The sequence below is a fragment of the Flavobacterium faecale genome (assembly GCF_048320115.1).
In the GTDB taxonomy this organism is placed as follows: Bacteria; Bacteroidota; Bacteroidia; order Flavobacteriales; family Flavobacteriaceae; genus Flavobacterium; species Flavobacterium faecale_A.
This window is the reverse complement of record NZ_CP182943.1, coordinates 1,455,769-1,474,231: the sequence shown is the minus strand read 5'-3', so window position 1 is coordinate 1,474,231 and position 18,463 is coordinate 1,455,769. Positions and strand designations below refer to the sequence as shown.

Sequence of the window (18,463 nt, the reverse complement as noted above, 5' to 3'; positions counted from 1 at the left end):
AAACCTTTTCTTAAACGATTAAACTCTAAACAATTAAGCGATTAACCTTATTTCACAAATTCTTATCTCCCCTCAAAGTCCTGAAATTTTTTCTTGCTTCAACAAAATAAATACTATCCTGGTGATTAAAGAGTATTTTCTCGTAAAGCGGCTTTGCATTTTCGGGCTCCATCATTTTTTTATTATAAATCTCAGCTGAAAAATACAAGGCTTCATCAATATAGATTCCGTCCTTGTGTTTGTCCATTATCTCTTGGTACTGGCTTAACGCCAAAGGGAAATCACCTAATTTTTCAAATATTTTTCCCAATCGTAACAAGGTCACAGCCTCTATTTCCGCACCCTTATACTTTTTTAAAATAGCTTGAAACTGTGCAATTGCTTCTTCGTTTCTACTTTGGTACAACAAATAATCGCCTTTGGCAAATTCTTTTAATGCTGTTTGCGTTGAATCGGCAACGGTATTGTCATTTATCAACAGAAAATATTCCAAAGCATCATTGGCAATCAACTGCGTACTGGCCGACTTCAATTCTTTAAATTGTTTCAAAGCCCAATCAAAATCACCTTTGAAATAACTGGTTTTGGCCGCTTTTAAACTTGCTTCATGCGCAACAGCATCATTTTTTAAATCCAATTCGATTTGAGAATAATACAACAAAGCTTGATTGAATTTTTCTTCGAATAACAAAATATCCGCAAGCTCCATTTTAACCTGCGCTTTTTGATATTCATTCAGCTGTAAATCGAGTGCTTTTTTGATTATCAACCTCGCTTCTTCTGGTTTTTTCAAATTAAAAGCCATAAAATGCGCCTGAATCAGCTGCAAAGATAAACTAAAAGGACCGATTTCATATTGTTTGAGCAAGTCTTCTAGTGCTGTTTGAATTAATGGATATTCTTTGGGTGTTGCTTTATCAATTTTCATCTGCATCAAATAAGAATTGGCTTGAATCAAAAGCTCTAAATCCTTGGTGTTTTCAATAACAAAATCTAATATTTCCTTAGCAGTCTCATTTTCATCCTCTTCAATACAGCTTTGAGCCAAATTTACGATATTTGAAAGTGAAACAGGATTGCGTTTGTAAACGGCTTTTTCTTGAACAAATGCCTTTGCAAATTCTCTTTGTTGGACATAAAACCAACTCAAATAATGATTCCAAAAAACATCCTGATTTTTTTGAACTCTAAGAATTAAGGCTTTTTTGAGCAAATCACTAAAAGCAGCATCTCCCTCGCCTGTCATAAATCGCGACATTTGATTTTGAATCAAAACAGAATTTGGAGGATTCAAATAAGCTTCGTCTAGAAAAGTAGTAATCATCTTTTCCATATTTCCTAATTGTCCGTAAAGCAATCCTTTTTGATAGTTGAAATTGAGATTTGGCATTTTGAGCTCCGCCGTTTCATAGGATTTCAATGCATAATCCAGCAAAACCTTCTTCTCAAAAGAAGCAGCAACTCCATATACCTCATAGGCATTAATACTGATTCTATCAATAGCTTGCTGGTAGTATTCTTTGGCTTTGGATTCGTTTTTTTGTAATTGAAAGTTGTATCCCAATTCCACTAAAACACTGGCTTGTTTGTATTTATTAAGTTGTTCAGTAATGGTTTTCTCGGCAATGCCAAATTCTTGTAATTGCTGGAGACAATCAACGGTTCTTAGAAAATACTGCATGTTTTGCGGCACCGATTCTAACAACTCTTGGTAACTGATTTTTGCTTTTTCAAAATCGCCTTTATCGTAGTAATACTGCGCGAGTTGTTCGTTTTGCGAAAACACAAAAACTGATGATAATAAAACAATATAAATAAAAATGTTTTTCATATTTCAGTTTTTTAATCAAAGTCCATTTTGCAATTAAACATTTAATTGACAAAAAAATAAACCATTAAGAAATTAAGTAGATTAAGTTTAATGACTCTTAATTTCTTAATGGTTACTGTATTAAATTATATAAAATTTAATTTATAATATCAAACCCACAGTAAGGACGCAATACTTCTGGAATTACGATTCCTTCTGGAGTCTGGTAATTTTCTAAGATTCCTGCTAATACTCTAGGTAAAGCCAATGCACTTCCGTTTAAGGTATGTGCTAATTGATTTTTACCGTCTTTGTCTTTGAAACGCAACTTCAAACGATTTGCTTGAAAGGTTTCAAAATTAGAAACAGAAGAAATCTCTAACCAACGATCTTGAGCCGTTGAAAATACTTCAAAATCATAAGTCAATGCTGATGTGAATCCCATATCTCCTCCACAAAGACGAAGAATACGGTATGGTAATTTTAAGTCGTTTAAAATATCTTTTACATGTTCTACCATTCCATCCAAAGCTTCATAAGATTTATCAGGGTGTTCTACGCGTACAATTTCCACTTTATCAAACTGGTGTAAACGATTCAATCCACGTACGTGTGCTCCGTATGAACCCGCTTCACGACGAAAACAAGGTGTGTAAGCAGTTGTTAAAACAGGTAATTCACTTTCAGTCAATATCACATCTCTGAATAAGTTGGTAACCGGAACTTCTGCTGTTGGAATTAAATACAAATCGTCAGTGGCATCGTGGTACATTTGCCCTTCTTTATCAGGCAATTGTCCAGTTCCATAAGCTGAAGCTTCATTAACTAAATGCGGGACTTGCACCTCATTGTATCCTGCAGCTGTATTTTTGTCTAAAAAATAATTGATTAAGGCACGTTGCAAACGAGCTCCTTTCCCTTTATAAACAGGAAAACCTGCCCCGGTGATTTTATTCCCTAGTTCAAAATCAATAATGTCGTATTTTTTCACCAACTCCCAGTGCGGTTGTGCTCCTTCGTGCAAAACAGGTATTTCACCAGTTTCAAATACGTTTAGATTTTCTTCAGGAGTTTTCCCTTCAGGAACAATGTCTGCAGGAAGATTTGGAAGCGTGTATAGTTTCTCAGTAAGTTCAGCTGCCAAAGTATCTGCAACTTCTGCTAGTTCCTTACTTTTTTCCTTTAAAGTAACTGTTTTCTCTTTTAAGATGGCTGCTTTTGCTTTTTCACCACTTTTCATTAATCCACCTATGTCTTTGGATAGCTTATTAGATTCGGCTAAAGTATTGTCTAACTCCACTTGTGTAGCACGACGCTTTTCGTCTAGTTGTACCACTTCTTCCACCACAGGTCTCGCGTCCATATTTCTTTTTGTCAAAGCTTGGATTACCTTATCCTGATTCTCTCTAATAAATGCAATTTGTAACATAGTTTGATTTTTATTACTCTAGTTGTTCTTACTAATAAAGTAAGCAAATTTAAGGAAATGTTTCAATTATAAGCGGACAATATGAAAAACTTAAAACAATGTTGAGTAAACAAAAAAAGACCGCCTTGGGGAAGCGATCTTTTTTTTTGTAACACAAAAATATTGTGGAAATATTTATTCAATAACTATTTTTCTTGTACTTGTTTTTCCAGCTTCTGTAATTTTCAAAACATAAATACCTTTATTCAAACTAGAAACATCAACTTGTCCAGAAGCAACTTCTTTAGACACTACTTGTTTTCCTAAAATGTCATAAATAGCAACCGTTTTAGCATCACTGCTATTAGTATTGATAAACAATATACCGTCTTTCACTGGATTTGGATAAACATTTAATCCTTGGATGTTGTTTTTTGCCACGCTTAAAGTTGTTGCAGTAACATTTAAAAGTCCAGATCCTGCAAAATAAACATCGCTTTTATTAGTTGCAGATGAACTTTCACTTCCCCAAGAACCTGAGACTGTTCCTACTCCTGCAGTATAGAGTTTATCTGCAGTATGAGTAAATGAACCTAAGTTTAGTATCCCAGTAGCTATATTAAGTTTGTCTGTTACAGTAATTACACCACCTAAAGTAACACCAGCTGCATTATTAATAGTCAAATTAGGAAAAGTACGAGCAGCTAATTTTTGAGCAGCAGTACCGTTAAGCTCTATATTAGCTGTAGGATTTAATGTTACTGTTGTAGGATTAATATTGTCTGAAAAAGCATTGCTAACATCTAATGAACCTATACCTAAAGTACCGTTAACCACCAATGTACCAGCTCCTGTTACTTTGGAGACATCTGTGTTTAAAATGCCTGTTGTTCCTATAATTAAAGAACCTCCACTGTTAATAGTAATAGATTTTGCCAATGGAGTAGCATCAGATACAAAAGTAGCTTTTCCACTTAATGTAACATTTTTCCCGCTATCAATGATAATGTTTTTTATTAAACTATCTCCACTTAAATTTGTTGCATTGAAGTTTACGTTACTTACTGCTCCGCCACTAAATTTTAAAATATTTCCGCTATTTTGCCCTGTTGCACTAGCAATACCACCAAGTCTTGCGTTAAGATTACCCTGTAATGTGAAACTTACCAATCCTGAAGAAGTTGTTCCTGTCATACTTACTCTACCATCTCCTGTAACATCTCCTTTAACTATCAAAGTTTGTGCACCAGTTCCATTAGCCCCTTTTAATTCTGCATCAGCATTAATTATAATATTTTTTTCAACCGTTAAAGTCCCCCCATTACTTGAACCAAGACTTAATGTCATAGCAGAACCAGCACCAGAGCCTATAGTTAAATTACCATTTATAGTAGTTTCATTCGTACCTGAAGCACCAAAAAAGTTTATTGACGTTGTACCTATTACTGTAAAATTTCCATATGTAGGTCTGGCAAATTCCCCTCTTAGTGATGTTGTAGCACCTCCAGTAACTTGAACTTCAACCGTACTATCAATTCCAAAATCATAATTATTATCTGTTGAATTTTTCGAAGGCAAAGCTGTGTTATTTGAAGTAGTAGTACTTGAACCGCCAATCATTTTATGAATGTATTTAGCGTTTCCAGACATTTTAAAAATATCAGTAGTTGAACTTAATGCAACTACTCTTGCATCATTAATTTTAGAACCTTCATTTTGTAAAACACCATTATCTGTTATGTGCAAGGCGGTTGCACCACCACCATTTAACTTCAAAATACTTCCAGTTGCTGGACTATCATTAGTAATTAGAACTTTAATTACATTGACATTTCCTGGATACCCAATTTGTAAAGATTTAATTTCAACAGGTGTACCATTTCCAGGCATCGTAACAGTGTAAGCTCCAACTGTAGTAGAGTTATCCAAAACAACATCATCACCAATTGTTGGCACTACACCACCACTCCAGTTTGAAGCAGTTCCCCAGTCGCCACTACCTGCAGCAACCCACTTTATTTGCCCAAATCCAGATACACTTATGGCAAGTAATAAAATTAATAAGTAATGTTTTTTCATAATGTAAAAATTTAAAGATTAGATTATTTTTTATGGTAACCCAAACTGGAAAACCAATTTGGGTTACCAAATATAAGCAATCTAATTATATTAAAAAAACGTTTTTCTATAAAAATTCATTTTTAACATGCAAAAAACATTCTGTGCTTAAAACACTTACAGAAATTTGACTCAACTAATTTCTTACGATTATCATTTTAGTTCCTACGGTAGCATTTTTATCATTTTGGATTTTCAACAAATATGTACCGTTTTTAAGTGTGCTAATATCTAGATTATAGAAATTAACATCGGAGTTCTGAAGTTGTTTATCCAATACTTGTTTACCATCCATACTGTAAACCAAAGCATTTACAGCATTCGTTGCGATAGCAGTATACATACTTATACTTCCAGAAGCAGGATTAGGATAGACTGTAAATGCATTGTTCAAAGCATTTTTCTTAACAGACAAATTTACTGTACCATAAAACTCGATTTCAGAAATAGTTGAAAATGAAGAAGTATTATTCCCTTTACCAGTAATTTTCACATATCGAGCCACATTTGTAAATGGAAAAGTTGCAAAAGTTGTAGCTCCAGCAGCAGCACTTTGTATGCTTGTAGCTGCTGAATAATTTACACCGTCAGTTGAAAACTGAACATCATAGAAATACCATTTTGAAGCAGAGCCTGTTGTAGCAATTTTAATAGACTCCATTGTATAAACACTACCAAAATCATAAGTAATAATTCCACCATCAGCATTATCGGACCATCTTGTTGCGGTATCTTTATCCAATGAATTTATCGCATAATTAAAATTTGACCCTCCAACTTGTTCAGAAGTAGCAGTAGCTGAAACCGGATTTCCATTTGTTCCTGAATTTATCAAGATTGCTCCAGACTGCTGCCCAGCTTGAGTGATTGTCAAAGTAGTTGGAGACATCCCACTACCCGTTACTGTCAAAGTACCTGTTCTAGCTGTTGTTGATGGATTAGTTGTTGCAGTAACTGTAATGGAACCATCATTTGTTCCAGAAGCAGAATTGATACTTAACCAACTTGGGTTGTCAATACTCGCTGTCCATGAAACATTAGAGGTTACTGTAGTCGCTTTACTTTCACCTGTAGCTACAAAATTTGAAATAGCTGATAATGTAAGTGTAGGTCCAACTTGAGTCACGGTTAATGTAACTGGATCAATTCCGTTTCCAGTCACAGTTAACAAACCTGTTCTTGCTACGCCAGATGTATTTGCTGTAGCAGTTATTGAAATAGAACCATTTCCTGTTCCAGAACTATTATTGATACTCAACCAACTCGGACTATCAACACTCGCTGTCCAAGAAAGGTTAGTGGTTACATTTGTCGTTTTACTCTCGCCTCCTATTGCAAAACTTGTAATTGGAGATAAAGCTAGTGGAATATCTTCATAGGCTAATGGCCCAACCGTTGCCGCTGTCATTGGCATATAACGTACTGATTCCATACTGAAATGGTCCGCACCGGGATTGCTGCTTGACGGCCTTGATTGCCCATCAATATCTTCATCATTAGTTAATGTAGCACCATTAGCATAAAGTGGCGTTAACACTGTAGATTTCCATGTACCTGTGCCAGTATTAAATATTAAATTCGGATTTTCATTAATGACCTGACTTGTACTCGACAGAGTAGTCGTTGTTGCTCCTGATATTAAAGTTGCACTACCCGTAGGATACATCAGGTTATTTATCCAAGTAATATCAGAACCTTGATCTTTACCATCTACTATTTTAACCAAGCTATTTCTATCGCTAGTAATGAGATTATTTGCGATTGTGACCTCTTTCATTTTTTGACCATAGGCTCCATTATTAGAAAAGCCAATTTCGATTCCTTGATCATTGTTCACCAAAGTATTGTATGCAACAACAAGACGTTCTATTCTGTAATGTTTTGTCAAATCAGAACTACTTCCTTCAATAGCATCCCCTTGCGTTAAGGTAATTGGCGCATCCCATTTGGTTCCGTTTAGTCCTTCAAAATAATTATTGATTATTACATGATCAGTACCGTACACACGCATTCCTCCTGTATACAAAGTAGCTCCGTCAGGCGAAGTACTAATAGACCTACCATTACCAAAAAAATAATTCCCTTCGGATCTGTTTCTGTTTCCGTGTCTAAAAGAAAGTGTACCATAGCTCCCTCTAAAAGTGTTGTGTCTAATAATGTTATCAGAAGATTTTACAGAAACTATTTCAGGATCACCATCACAGTTTTCAAATAAATTATATTCCACGGTAGTAAAACCAATGGATTTCGACATTTTACTCCATCCCACTCGAATAGACTCCTGCTCGTTTACCGCTCTAGGACTATTGTCTTTAAAATGATTATGATCGATACGGTCATACTGTGATTGCACTTTTTCACCCGTTCCATCAACAGTAATGTAATGTCCTGGGGTATTCTTATCCTTAAAGACATTATGATCAATTCGATTGTGATGACTTAAGAATTGATATGGTTCAACATCATCCCAAACGCCACCTATAAAAACCCATTTGATTGGATTAAGAGTCGTTAATTTAAATATATTGCGAGTTACTCTAATATTATTACTCCCTTCCAATTTCACAATGGTACTATTTCCACTGCAATTAAAATTAAATCCTTCTAATATAATATTAGCCGATTTTTTAAAAGTAAAATAAGAATCTCCTGTAAATGTGACCCCTCCCAAAGATTGTGGCTTAATAACAATAGGCTTATCACTAGTTGCTGTAACTGAAGTTATTGTAACCTTAAAACCAGAATACGAACCATCTTTTATAATAAAGGTTCCTCCTGTGGCAGCAGAAGCATTTACAGCAGTTTGTAAAGCAGAAGCAGAGGTATAAAGTGTTTGAGCTTCAACAACATTAAATAAAAAAAGCACCACAAGCACCAAGAAATGCTTCATTGTTTTGCCTTTTAGAAAAGTAGTTTTTTTCATTATTTTAATATTTTGGTTAGTTGTTTTTTCTGGAAAATCATTTTGGTTTACCAATTTGAAAAACCAAATATAAAAATAATTTTTTGAAACCAAATGTTTTTTTTAAGTTAAAACATTTGATATAAACCTTTTAGCAAAACCAATAATAATCAAAAAAAAACCTAGTAGTTACCAATAAATATTGTTTATGTAAAAAATGAATCTATATACTGTACAAAACATCTAATCTGATAGAATAATCTAAAAAATCCCAACTTACAAATAAAGTAAGTTGGGATTTTATATTTATTAGTCATTCGACTAATTGTATTTCAACAGAATATTATTTTTTTAAATCCTTAATAATTTCAATACATTCTCTAGTCAAAGATTCAATTTTAGCTAAATCAAAATTACCATCTGCTTCGGCTTTAATTAATTTGGAACCCATACCTACGCAAACTGCACCTGCAGTGATCCATTCTGTTAAGCTTTCCTTGGTTGGCGAAACCCCACCTGTTGGCATAATAGTAGTCCATGGTTGAGGCCCTTTGATTCCGTTGATAAAAGCAGGACCATATAATTCACCTGGGAATAATTTTACCACTTCACAACCCATTTCTTCTGCTCTTGCAATTTCAGTTAACGAACCACAACCTGGTGACCACATCACTTTACGACGGTTACATACAATTGCAATATCTTCTCTAAAAACTGGAGTAACAATAAAATTAGCTCCCAATTGCATATACAATGACGCTGCCGCTGCATCAGTAACAGAACCTACACCCAATACCATTCCTGGTAATTCAGCAACTGCATATTTCACTAATGCTGCAAAAATTTCATGAGCAAAATCTCCTCTGCTAGTGAATTCTAACAAACGAGCCCCTCCATCATAACAAGCCTTCAATACTTTTTTACTTACTTCTACATCTTTATGATAAAACAACGGTACAAGACCTGTTTCTTTCATCACTTGTGCTACTTCTATTCTTGAAAATTGAGCCATATTTTATTATTTTATCTTGAAACTTTTCCTGAAAAATCACCTGATAATAATTTTTCAATTTCTGGTTTGGTTACTAAGTTATAATCTCCTGAGATGGTGTGTTTCAAACAGCAAGCCGCAACAGCAAAATTTAATGCTCTCTGATTATCTAAAGGTTCTTCGTTCAATCCATAAATCAAACCTCCCATAAAGGCATCACCACTACCTACTCTATCCACAACTGGAGTTACTTCCTGCACAGCGGCATTGTATATCTTTTTACCATCATACAATACACCACCAATTCTTTGATGAGAAGCACTTACTGAATAACGTAGTGTAGTTGCTACATACTTCATTTCAGGACATAATTCAAAAATTTTATCATACAATGAAGGCAATAATTCTCCTTTTGTATAATCTGGATCCACTTTATTTAAACCTAACATGAAGTAAGCCGTATCAATATCTCCCAAAATCACGTTACTGTACTTCAACATCTCAGGCATAACATCTTTTGGTTCTTTCCCATAATTCCATAGTTTAGCACGATAGTTCAAATCGGTAGAAATAGTCAATCCCATTTCGTGCGCCACTTTGATCGCTTCCAAACAAGCCTCAGCTGCAGATTCAGAAAGTGCAGGAGTAATTCCGCTCCAATGGAACCAAGTAGCACCTTTTAGAACTTCTCTCCAATTAAACTCTCCTTTTTCCAATGATGCCATAGAACTATTGGCTCTATCATAAATCACATTACTAGCACGAGTACTGGTTCCTGTTTCTAAAAAATAAATCCCTAAACGATCGCCTCCAAATAATACATTTTCACAACCTACATCAAGCTTACGCATTTCTTTCAAGGCACTAATTCCCAATTCGTTGTTTGGTATCTTAGTTACATATTCAGCATTCATACCATAATTTACTAATGATACAGCTACATTAAATTCACCTCCACCATAAGTAGCCTTAAAAGATTCAGCTTGCGAAAATCGCAAATGTCTTTCTGTTGACAAACGGAGTAAAATTTCACCAAAAGTGATTACTTTTTTCATCTTATTAAATTCCTAATTGATTAACAATGTTTAGCAAAGCTAAATAAATATAAAAAAACCTTCAATCGTTTTCGAAAGAAGGTTCAAAAGTAACTTTTTTAAATGTAAATCATATTATTTTTTTTGGCTAAAGCCAATTCGTTACTACTGTTTACATTCTTATTTGTTAAAATGGCAAATTTACAGCAGCTTGAAAAGCTAGTAAATTCAACGCTTAACAAGTACGTTTCCAATTATTAAAAGTGTGTTCTTTGCAACATTCACATGATCTCAATCTTTTGTGAAATCATCATGAATACAAATTGCAATCATCTTAGGACTAAAATATTCCTACTATGACTAATACACTTCCTTTTTGAGAAAATATAATTAGATTCCTAAAGCTTGACCTCCACCAATTTGAATAGTTTCGGCAGTTAAGAAAGAAGCTTCGTCACTAATTAAGAAAGAAATCACAGAAGCTACTTCTTCTGGTTCTCCTAATCTACCTAACAAAACACTACTTTTCCAAGATGCAAAAACTTCTGGTTTAGTAGCTTTAATTTGAGCGTGGAAAGGAGTGTCAATTGTACCAGGAGATACTGCATTCACTCTAATTCCGTACTCCGCTAAATCTTTAGCTAAAGCTCTAGTGATAGATTGTACTCCACCTTTAGAAGTTGCATAGATACCTGCCCCAGGTCCTGCTCCATTCCATGCTGCATTTGAAGTATAGTTAATGATAGAAGCATTTTTACCTTTTTTCAAGAAAGGAATAGCTGCTCTTGATGCATAAAATACCGAATCAAGGTTCAAAGCCATAACGAATTTGTACTCATCATTTGTCATATCTTCAAATCTAGCTCTGATACCGATACCACCAGTATTATTGATTAAAGCATCAATTTTACCGTACTTTTCACCAATTTTGTTGATGTTTTCAGTTACCGCATCAGCATTTGTTACGTCAAATCCATAATATTCAGCAGTGATTCCTTCTGCAGTAAGTTCAGCTATTCTTTGCGCACCTGCTTCATCATCAATACCGTTTAAAACTACAGTATAACCGTCTTTACCTAACCTTTTAGCTACTGCAAAACCAATTCCTCCAGTAGCACCAGTAATGAATGCAACTTTTCCTTCTACTTTACTCATCTTTATTCTATTTTAATTATTTAAAATCCTTATTTTTTTTTACTCTTTATTTTATTTTTCTACTGGATGTATTTTTTTAATAAAAAACACAATCGACAATAACGTTAGTGGCGCTAAAACCGCTATGATAATGAAAGCTGGTGTATACGATACTGTTGTGATTTTAGGGATCAACCAGTTCATAATGATTACAGAGACAGCTCCCACACTACCCGCTAATCCAGCTAATGTTCCTACAGATGGTCCTTTGAACAAATCACTTGATAATGTTTGCAAGTTTCCAATAGCAAATTGAAAACCAAAAAGCACCAAGGCAACAATGTATATAAATGACATCGCGTTTGATCCGTCTATTAAAAAGATAATTCCTAACAATCCCATTAGTATCAATGCACAACCAATCCCGATTGTAATTTTTCTTGCGGCGTCAACGGTTTTTGTCTCAATTAATTTTCCACAATACCATCCGCCTATAATACTTCCTGCCATTCCGCCCAAATAAGATATCCATATAGTAGAACCAATTTCTACAATGCTAAATCCATAAGCAGAATGAAGATATAATGGCATCCAACCCACAAACAACCACCAAATAGGTTCTATAAAGAAACTCCCCACAAGAACTCCCCATGATTCTTTGTATTTCAAAATCCCCATCACACTTAGTCCTTTTTCCTTTGAAGCCTCCTTAGAGTCATCCACCTTACTACTTGCCACAATAAGATTCAATTCTTCTTCCGTAATCCAAGGATGTTTCTCTGGAGTTGATTTATTGATAAACAACCATGGAATGACCCATAAAACTCCAACCGCACCAATGATAATGTAAGTCATTCTCCAACCATAAGCTCCGTATAAAGTAGCAATTAAAACTGGAGCGATAACACTTCCTAAAGAAGCCCCTGCATTGAAAATTCCTTGAGCGATAGCTCTTTGTTTTACAGGAAACCATTCTCCATTACTTTTTACAGCTCCAGGCCAGTTCCCTGCTTCACCAAGACCTAAGAGTCCTCTAAAAAGAGTTAAAGAGAATAATCCTTTGGCAAAAGCATGAAAAATAGAAGCTACAGACCACAAAATAATTGAGACTGTAAAACCTAAACGAGTTCCAATCATGTCATAAAGTTTACCCGACAAAAACTTACCAGCAGCGTATGTAATCATAAATATATTAAGCATGATTGCATAATCAGCTTCGTCCATACCTAAATCCTTACCCATCTCTGGCCACATGATACCAAATGCCGTTCTGTCAATGTAATTAATCACTGTAGCTAAACAGATTAGCGTAATAATCCACCATCTTAATCCCTTTATTTTCATAATATTACTGTTTGTATTGGCCTAAAACTTTCGTTTAAAAAAAGCCAAAAGTTACCCGTACCTATATTTTACAATTAGGCAAAATTGTCTTAAAATTCTAAAAAAATGTAATATGTTAAAAAAGAACTATGGCACCTGAGTCCATTTTTAACTTTTGGATGTTTGTATTATTCCTGTACACTATAGCAATATTCATATAATGCTTTGAAATGTTCTTTCATTTTTTGTTTTGCCAATTGAGGATCCTGTGCGACAATAGCATCAAAAACCTCAGTATGTTCTTTTACCCTATCAAAACCCTCATTTTCACTTTTGTCACATACATGATACTTCTCAAAATTGGTCAAAATTTCAGGTGTAATAATCAACATCAAATTATTGATGGTGCTATTGCCACTAGCTTTAGCAATAGCTAAGTGAAAAATCAAATCCTCTTGAACAGCATCTTCGCCTTTCTGAACTTTTTCTGCATAAGCATCCAAAGCTGTTTTTATATTAATTATATCATCTTCAGTTCTCCTTGTAGCCGCTAAGCGAACTGTTTTCAATTCGATAAGAATTCTGGTTTCTACTAATGATTTAAAATCAGATGTTCCTAATCTCAAAATATCGTCTATTATACCGTTGATCGCTATTTTTCCAATATTAGCCACAAATGTTCCACTTTGAGGTATTGACTTTAGAATTCCGTAAAACTCCAATTTCTGGATAGCTTCACGAACACTGCTTCTACTTACCTCAAACTTTTCAGACAACATTCTCTCTGACGGAAGCTTATCTTGTGGTTCTAAATTTTTATAATTTATATAATCTCTTATTTTAGCTATAATTGTATTTAGTGATTCCTTATTATCTTTTTTGGTGAAAACTTCTAACTTCATACTCTTTAAATTAAATTAAAAACTCTGGTTAACCAGATTGGTTGATAAAATTATAAAAAAAAACAACACAAAATTCAAAAAGAAACCATTAAAAAATCAAAACTAACAACTTGTTAATGAGACACTTCTAGTGAATATATTTTTACTTTTGCAAAAGAGTTAGGATTTTTTGACTGAAAATAGTTTCCAGCTTTAAAATAATTTTCAAAAATGTTCCATTTGCTCATATGAATGTCATCATAAATCAATGATTCCCCATCATTCAGAATCACTTCCATTCGTCCACTAGACACTTTAACTTCTAAAGTAAATTTCGTATTCAAATCAATTTTTTCTTTAAAATTTCTCCCTTCATCGTCACCCCAAGCATGCTCTGAAAGCATCTCTTTATACGTTGCATTCAAATCCTTTAGGACTTTTGTTTTTACCCGAATTTTACCTTTATCCCAATATATTTTTAAGATTGGCGGTGCATTATTATCTTTTTGACCAATCAATTCCCGTTGTTCATCTGTCAATACTCCGTGAATTTGCGCAATAATAACACGACTGTATTTACCATCAGGTTCTTTAGAGATATCTTCAATAGCATAAGTAGCTCTCATTTTTCCTCCTTGGACAAAAGTCCAGTTCGCCTTATTGCTTCCAGTCTCCATCGTTTCTCTTAACTCAGAACGAGAGTAACTGCTATTAGCGGTTGTAGTCCCAGAAGGATAGGCATAAAAAACAACAGACCTGTCTTTTGGATCGTCATACATATATTTAGAAACAATCTTATCATTGGCATATTCTAAAATTTGTGGATAACCAATTGAATATGGTTTTCCGGGCTTGTTAGGGTTTTCTTCAGGAACAGTTACTGTCCAATGTGCCCAATCAATTTTTGCTGTTTTATTTTTTTTATCTTTTTTGTCTTGACCATAACTTATTGCTACAGTAGTCAACAAAGCCAAAAATGCAATTTTTGAAAAATGTAATTTCATTATAATTGTTTTACTTGATAAATAGTTAGTTAAATAGCGTTACTTTTTTTACCCTACCAGTTTGGTAAACCAATTTGGAGAACCAAATATAAAAACTAATTTCAATTAAAAAAAACAATTCGTGATTTATTTTATAAATCTTAGCTTCAATCTCATAAAAAGCAATAAAACAAGCACTTAATCAAGAATACCATGACAAATAATTTGTAAAGAATAGCTTAACTTTTCTAAAAAAAGCATAAAAAAACTGCAAAACATATCAATAAATGTTTTGCAGTTAAATTTCAACCTACAAACTGTGGTACAAATTTCTAGTAATGTTCTTTATTCATGAAATCTTCACGTATAGGACTGAACACATCGATCAAAACACCATCTGCCAAACAAATAGCTCCGTGTAGTACATGCGGTGGAATATAAAAGCAATCGCCACCTTTTAATACTTTCTTATCATCCCCAATAGTCACTTCAAACTCACCACTTACCACATAAGTTACTTGTGCATGGTAATGCTCGTGTAACGGTCCAATACTTCCTTTTTTAAAATCTACATTCACAAGCATGATGGTATCATCATAACCCATGATTTTACGTTTTACTCCTTCTCCTACAACTTCCCATTGTATTTCATCTCCAATCAAAAACTCTTTACTTGCTCCAAAACTTTGCATATCGATATATTTACTTAATTAATGTATAATAATGTGTACCAACCCAAGAATAGGTCTTTCCTTTTATTTCTATATTGTGATTTTGCGTTGCAGAATTATTCATGGTAGATAAGATAAACAAAGAAACCTTTCCCTTGTTATTTTTAATTGAAACCGCTACATAATTCTCATCCTCATATACCACCTCAACATTTGCAACTGCACTGAAAGCATTTACGGCATTTTCCGTTACTGGACTATAACTCCCATGCGTTTCAATTACATTTACAAAAATCGATTTTTGAGTGTTTTTTTTACGAATAATAAATCCAGCATCTCTACGCAAATTAAAATTAGGATCATTGGCTCCCAACCGAACTAACAACAACTCATCATCAGGACTTGTTGCCGAAGTCAAAGTATAAAAACTACCTTCATACAACCATGAAAATTTTGTGTTCTCTGATGAAGATTTTCCAACAGCTTCTTTCCACAGATGTTGGTAGCCAAAAGATTTTCCAAGTGGCTCTAATATTTTTGGGGTTTCGTACTTAAAATTAGCCGACATCATCTGCCCTAAGTAATAAAACGGCAAATCATATTGGTTAGCTGTTTTAGAATTCACTTGAAAGATATCTAGCAATAATGGATTTTCGAAATCATCTGTTTCCAAAACTACCATTGTACGATGCATTTTTGTTCCTGGATATGCATTATCTTCAGTTGCACTAATAATTTGAACTTTAGGATTGCTCACATCGTATGAATATTTTTTTGATGAGAATTGACTACCTGTTTCAAAATCGGCTCCAAAATGAGAAGTTTCGTTCTGAACAATTGTATTATGTGCTATAGTTTGCTTTGCCCAAGTAGTATTTTCTTTCAAATAATTCCCACCTCCTTTTTGTTCAATATTGACAAAACGTGCCAATCCATAGTCTTGTAATACCTCCGAACTATTATTATAATACGAAAAAGATAATTTATCAAAATGTCCATGACTGGAACCCTGAGCGGCATATTTCATCACTAATGTTAGCTCTTTGTCTTTGTTCCTATTTCTAATGATAGCTACACCTCCTTGTTTACCATCTGAACCATCAGACAAATCGATTGATTTTTTCACAAATGGCTTTGTTAAGTTATTTTTAACTCCTAATGCTACAGCCATTCCTGAATTGTCCAATTGCACTCTTCCTTGTTTCTCAGCAATGGACAACAAAGAAGGATCTTTTCCTCCGTACAAATAAGCAATATCCACCGCCGAAACTAATTCTCTTGAATAATAGGACATCCCTTTTTGTCCGTCATTTAAAGGAAAAAACTCACCCGCTGAATTGGTTAAATTCAGTAAAGCATAAACAGATTTAATAAGGATACCATTTTTATACTCAAAAATTTTTAGCTTCGGCTTCGTGTTTTGTAAGGCTTCTGCAAAAACCATAAAAGGATACATGGCATAACGCTGGTAATACGGACCTTCATTGTAATAGCCGTCAGGCGAAAAAGGCTCGTCTACATTTGCCAAAAAACCCGTTTTTTGCCCTGGTTTTTTAATTAATCCACCATCATTATCTTTCATTCCAGCAGGAACAGAATCTTCTTTTAAACCGTACATTGCGCGTTCGAGCAACTCTGCATCATCCATAACCAAAGCTATCATTCCTACAGCTACATTGCCCCAAGTACTATGATTATGAACTCTATTAAAATATTGTGGAGAACCTATAGAAATAAAATCTGCAAAAGGTTTAAACAAATCTTTCTCAATCAAAGCACGATCCTTAGCTCCTATAAAATCATACACACAATCATAAGCTTGACTTACATAAACCAACCAATTGGCATCATTTAAAGCTTGCCAAAATAATTTTCCACGGGCATAAGAACGCTCTTGTAGATGCAGAGGCAAAGTAGGATACAATTTAGTATACGCTAACAACATTTCTTTCACATAAGTTGCGTATTTCTTGTCTCCTAGTATTTGATACAAAGCACCTGCTTTTTGCATAATCAACCAGTTTTTTTTGTGGCGTTCATGCGTGTAACCTCCAGAAAAATCTTTAGGTAAAGGAACATCAATTCCCAATGCCATTTCAGCATCAACTTCTTTTTTAACCTCAGCAACTGAATTGTCAAAAAGCGGTACTTTACCTAATTGTGATTTGATTTCCTGAACTCCTTTCTGGGTCATTATCAATCGGGGATGTCCTTGAGCTATTCCATATTGAAAGACTAATAAAAACACTACTAAAGCAGCCATTTCTAAATAATTATTTCCCTTTAATTTCATCAACACTATGTTTTAATCATTAATCCAAAATATAAATCATCTCCTTGTATTCTAATCAAACAAATTGCACTAGCAATACTGGATGAAAGGAAATTTCTAGAATACCAACAACTTCATTATTAGTGAATATTTATAAAATATTATTGGTTTACCAATTTGGTTCTCCAAATATATGGTTAATTTTAGAAAATAAAAATAATAAGTCATTAATTTAACGGATTCCTTACTATTTATAGTTAATATTGGAAATTTTTAAAGATCAAAAACTAATGTAAAATTAAAATGGGAGGACTAAAATAGATGGTTGGCAAAAACTAAAGCTATTCTCTTTTTATAGCTCTACCCAAATAATCCTCCAACAATTCAAACATCCCGTCCACAGTCAAAATTTGGGTATCAGGGTGTGATTTTAGGAAATCGGCATTTAGATGCACCAGATTTTCTTCAATTTCGAAAAAAGTATCGTTGTTAATAATATCACGTATTGGGTTCACACCTTCTAACTTACTTTTAAAAAATTTTTCGCGTTTCACACTGCTCATTAAGTTTACTTTTTTGCATTGTGCTTGAAACAATTCCAAGTGTTTTGTCGCTCCAAGAATTTCCAAACCATCGGCTATCAGCCCATTGAGTTCCATATTCCATTTAGAATTATAGACAAATTGCGCAAAATTTCCTTGAGTACATTGCGACACATAATAATCCATATAATAACTCATTAAAGCATCCTCGTGAATCAAGTCGTCATCGATTTTTTCTTCACGCATGAGATTGATTACGGATATATTTGAGTTGATGATGTCTTGTGGATTGCCACTATTGACTGCTGTTTCTGAGATAATGATACTACCAAATTCCATGAAATTGTTGTTTAAAGGAGTTGAAAAGGCAAATTTCGGGTAAAATAGTGAAGGA

At 34.0% G+C, this 18,463-nt stretch carries 13 protein-coding genes; all 13 read right to left on the bottom strand.

Annotated elements, in window-relative coordinates; translation table 11 throughout:
* Positions 1 to 52 precede the first annotated feature (52 nt).
* A complete protein-coding gene (locus tag ACNH59_RS06245; RefSeq protein WP_418264571.1) occupies positions 53 to 1,831 on the bottom strand; it encodes a tetratricopeptide repeat protein in 1,779 nt (592 codons plus the stop codon).
* A gap of 136 nt (positions 1,832 to 1,967) precedes the next feature.
* Positions 1,968 to 3,239, bottom strand: a complete 1,272-nt coding sequence (gene serS / locus ACNH59_RS06240; protein ID WP_418264570.1) for a serine--tRNA ligase — start codon at positions 3,237 to 3,239, stop codon at positions 1,968 to 1,970.
* 174 nt (positions 3,240 to 3,413) lie between these two features.
* A complete protein-coding gene (locus tag ACNH59_RS06235; protein WP_418264569.1) occupies positions 3,414 to 5,297 on the bottom strand; it encodes a T9SS type A sorting domain-containing protein in 1,884 nt (627 codons plus the stop codon).
* A gap of 175 nt (positions 5,298 to 5,472) precedes the next feature.
* Positions 5,473 to 8,259: a chondroitinase-B domain-containing protein gene (locus ACNH59_RS06230; protein ID WP_418264568.1), complete on the bottom strand. Its 2,787-nt coding sequence runs from the start codon at positions 8,257 to 8,259 to the stop codon at positions 5,473 to 5,475.
* Between the two features lie 322 nt (positions 8,260 to 8,581).
* On the bottom strand, positions 8,582 to 9,250 hold the full coding sequence (locus tag ACNH59_RS06225; RefSeq protein ID WP_418264567.1) for a bifunctional 4-hydroxy-2-oxoglutarate aldolase/2-dehydro-3-deoxy-phosphogluconate aldolase: 669 nt from the start codon (positions 9,248 to 9,250) through the stop codon (positions 8,582 to 8,584).
* An 11-nt stretch (positions 9,251 to 9,261) separates the two neighbouring features.
* The gene (locus ACNH59_RS06220; RefSeq protein WP_418264566.1) at positions 9,262 to 10,284 is read right to left on the bottom strand and encodes a PfkB family carbohydrate kinase; all 1,023 of its coding nucleotides are present in this window, start codon (positions 10,282 to 10,284) and stop codon (positions 9,262 to 9,264) included.
* A 369-nt stretch (positions 10,285 to 10,653) separates the two neighbouring features.
* Positions 10,654 to 11,418: an SDR family NAD(P)-dependent oxidoreductase gene (locus ACNH59_RS06215; RefSeq protein WP_418264565.1), complete on the bottom strand. Its 765-nt coding sequence runs from the start codon at positions 11,416 to 11,418 to the stop codon at positions 10,654 to 10,656.
* A gap of 51 nt (positions 11,419 to 11,469) precedes the next feature.
* Positions 11,470 to 12,741, bottom strand: a complete 1,272-nt coding sequence (locus tag ACNH59_RS06210) for an MFS transporter (RefSeq protein ID WP_418264564.1) — start codon at positions 12,739 to 12,741, stop codon at positions 11,470 to 11,472.
* 167 nt (positions 12,742 to 12,908) lie between these two features.
* Positions 12,909 to 13,622 carry a FadR/GntR family transcriptional regulator gene (locus ACNH59_RS06205; protein ID WP_418264563.1) on the bottom strand — a complete coding sequence of 238 codons (714 nt, stop codon included), beginning with the start codon at positions 13,620 to 13,622 and terminating at the stop codon, positions 12,909 to 12,911.
* A 113-nt stretch (positions 13,623 to 13,735) separates the two neighbouring features.
* Positions 13,736 to 14,605, bottom strand: a complete 870-nt coding sequence (locus tag ACNH59_RS06200; protein WP_418264562.1) for a polysaccharide lyase family 7 protein — start codon at positions 14,603 to 14,605, stop codon at positions 13,736 to 13,738.
* 311 nt (positions 14,606 to 14,916) lie between these two features.
* Positions 14,917 to 15,276: a cupin domain-containing protein gene (locus ACNH59_RS06195; RefSeq protein ID WP_418264561.1), complete on the bottom strand. Its 360-nt coding sequence runs from the start codon at positions 15,274 to 15,276 to the stop codon at positions 14,917 to 14,919.
* Positions 15,277 to 15,286: 10 nt separating this feature from the next.
* A complete protein-coding gene (locus ACNH59_RS06190; RefSeq protein ID WP_418264560.1) occupies positions 15,287 to 17,548 on the bottom strand; it encodes a heparinase II/III domain-containing protein in 2,262 nt (753 codons plus the stop codon).
* A 320-nt stretch (positions 17,549 to 17,868) separates the two neighbouring features.
* On the bottom strand, positions 17,869 to 18,408 hold the full coding sequence (locus tag ACNH59_RS06185; protein WP_418264559.1) for a DMP19 family protein: 540 nt from the start codon (positions 18,406 to 18,408) through the stop codon (positions 17,869 to 17,871).
* Between the last annotated feature and the right edge of the window lie 55 nt (positions 18,409 to 18,463).

What these genes read in the sequence shown, in the direction of transcription:
- ACNH59_RS06245 (WP_418264571.1), bottom strand. Translation starts at nt 1,831, where the DNA reads ATGAAAAACATTTTTATTTATATTGTTTTATTATCATCAGTTTTTGTG.
- serS (WP_418264570.1), bottom strand. Translation starts at nt 3,239, where the DNA reads ATGTTACAAATTGCATTTATTAGAGAGAATCAGGATAAGGTAATCCAA.
- ACNH59_RS06235 (WP_418264569.1), bottom strand. Translation starts at nt 5,297, where the DNA reads ATGAAAAAACATTACTTATTAATTTTATTACTTGCCATAAGTGTATCT.
- ACNH59_RS06230 (WP_418264568.1), bottom strand. Translation starts at nt 8,259, where the DNA reads ATGAAAAAAACTACTTTTCTAAAAGGCAAAACAATGAAGCATTTCTTG.
- ACNH59_RS06225 (WP_418264567.1), bottom strand. Translation starts at nt 9,250, where the DNA reads ATGGCTCAATTTTCAAGAATAGAAGTAGCACAAGTGATGAAAGAAACA.
- ACNH59_RS06220 (WP_418264566.1), bottom strand. Translation starts at nt 10,284, where the DNA reads ATGAAAAAAGTAATCACTTTTGGTGAAATTTTACTCCGTTTGTCAACA.
- ACNH59_RS06215 (WP_418264565.1), bottom strand. Translation starts at nt 11,418, where the DNA reads ATGAGTAAAGTAGAAGGAAAAGTTGCATTCATTACTGGTGCTACTGGA.
- ACNH59_RS06210 (WP_418264564.1), bottom strand. Translation starts at nt 12,741, where the DNA reads ATGAAAATAAAGGGATTAAGATGGTGGATTATTACGCTAATCTGTTTA.
- ACNH59_RS06205 (WP_418264563.1), bottom strand. Translation starts at nt 13,622, where the DNA reads ATGAAGTTAGAAGTTTTCACCAAAAAAGATAATAAGGAATCACTAAAT.
- ACNH59_RS06200 (WP_418264562.1), bottom strand. Translation starts at nt 14,605, where the DNA reads ATGAAATTACATTTTTCAAAAATTGCATTTTTGGCTTTGTTGACTACT.
- ACNH59_RS06195 (WP_418264561.1), bottom strand. Translation starts at nt 15,276, where the DNA reads ATGCAAAGTTTTGGAGCAAGTAAAGAGTTTTTGATTGGAGATGAAATA.
- ACNH59_RS06190 (WP_418264560.1), bottom strand. Translation starts at nt 17,548, where the DNA reads ATGAAATTAAAGGGAAATAATTATTTAGAAATGGCTGCTTTAGTAGTG.
- ACNH59_RS06185 (WP_418264559.1), bottom strand. Translation starts at nt 18,408, where the DNA reads ATGGAATTTGGTAGTATCATTATCTCAGAAACAGCAGTCAATAGTGGC.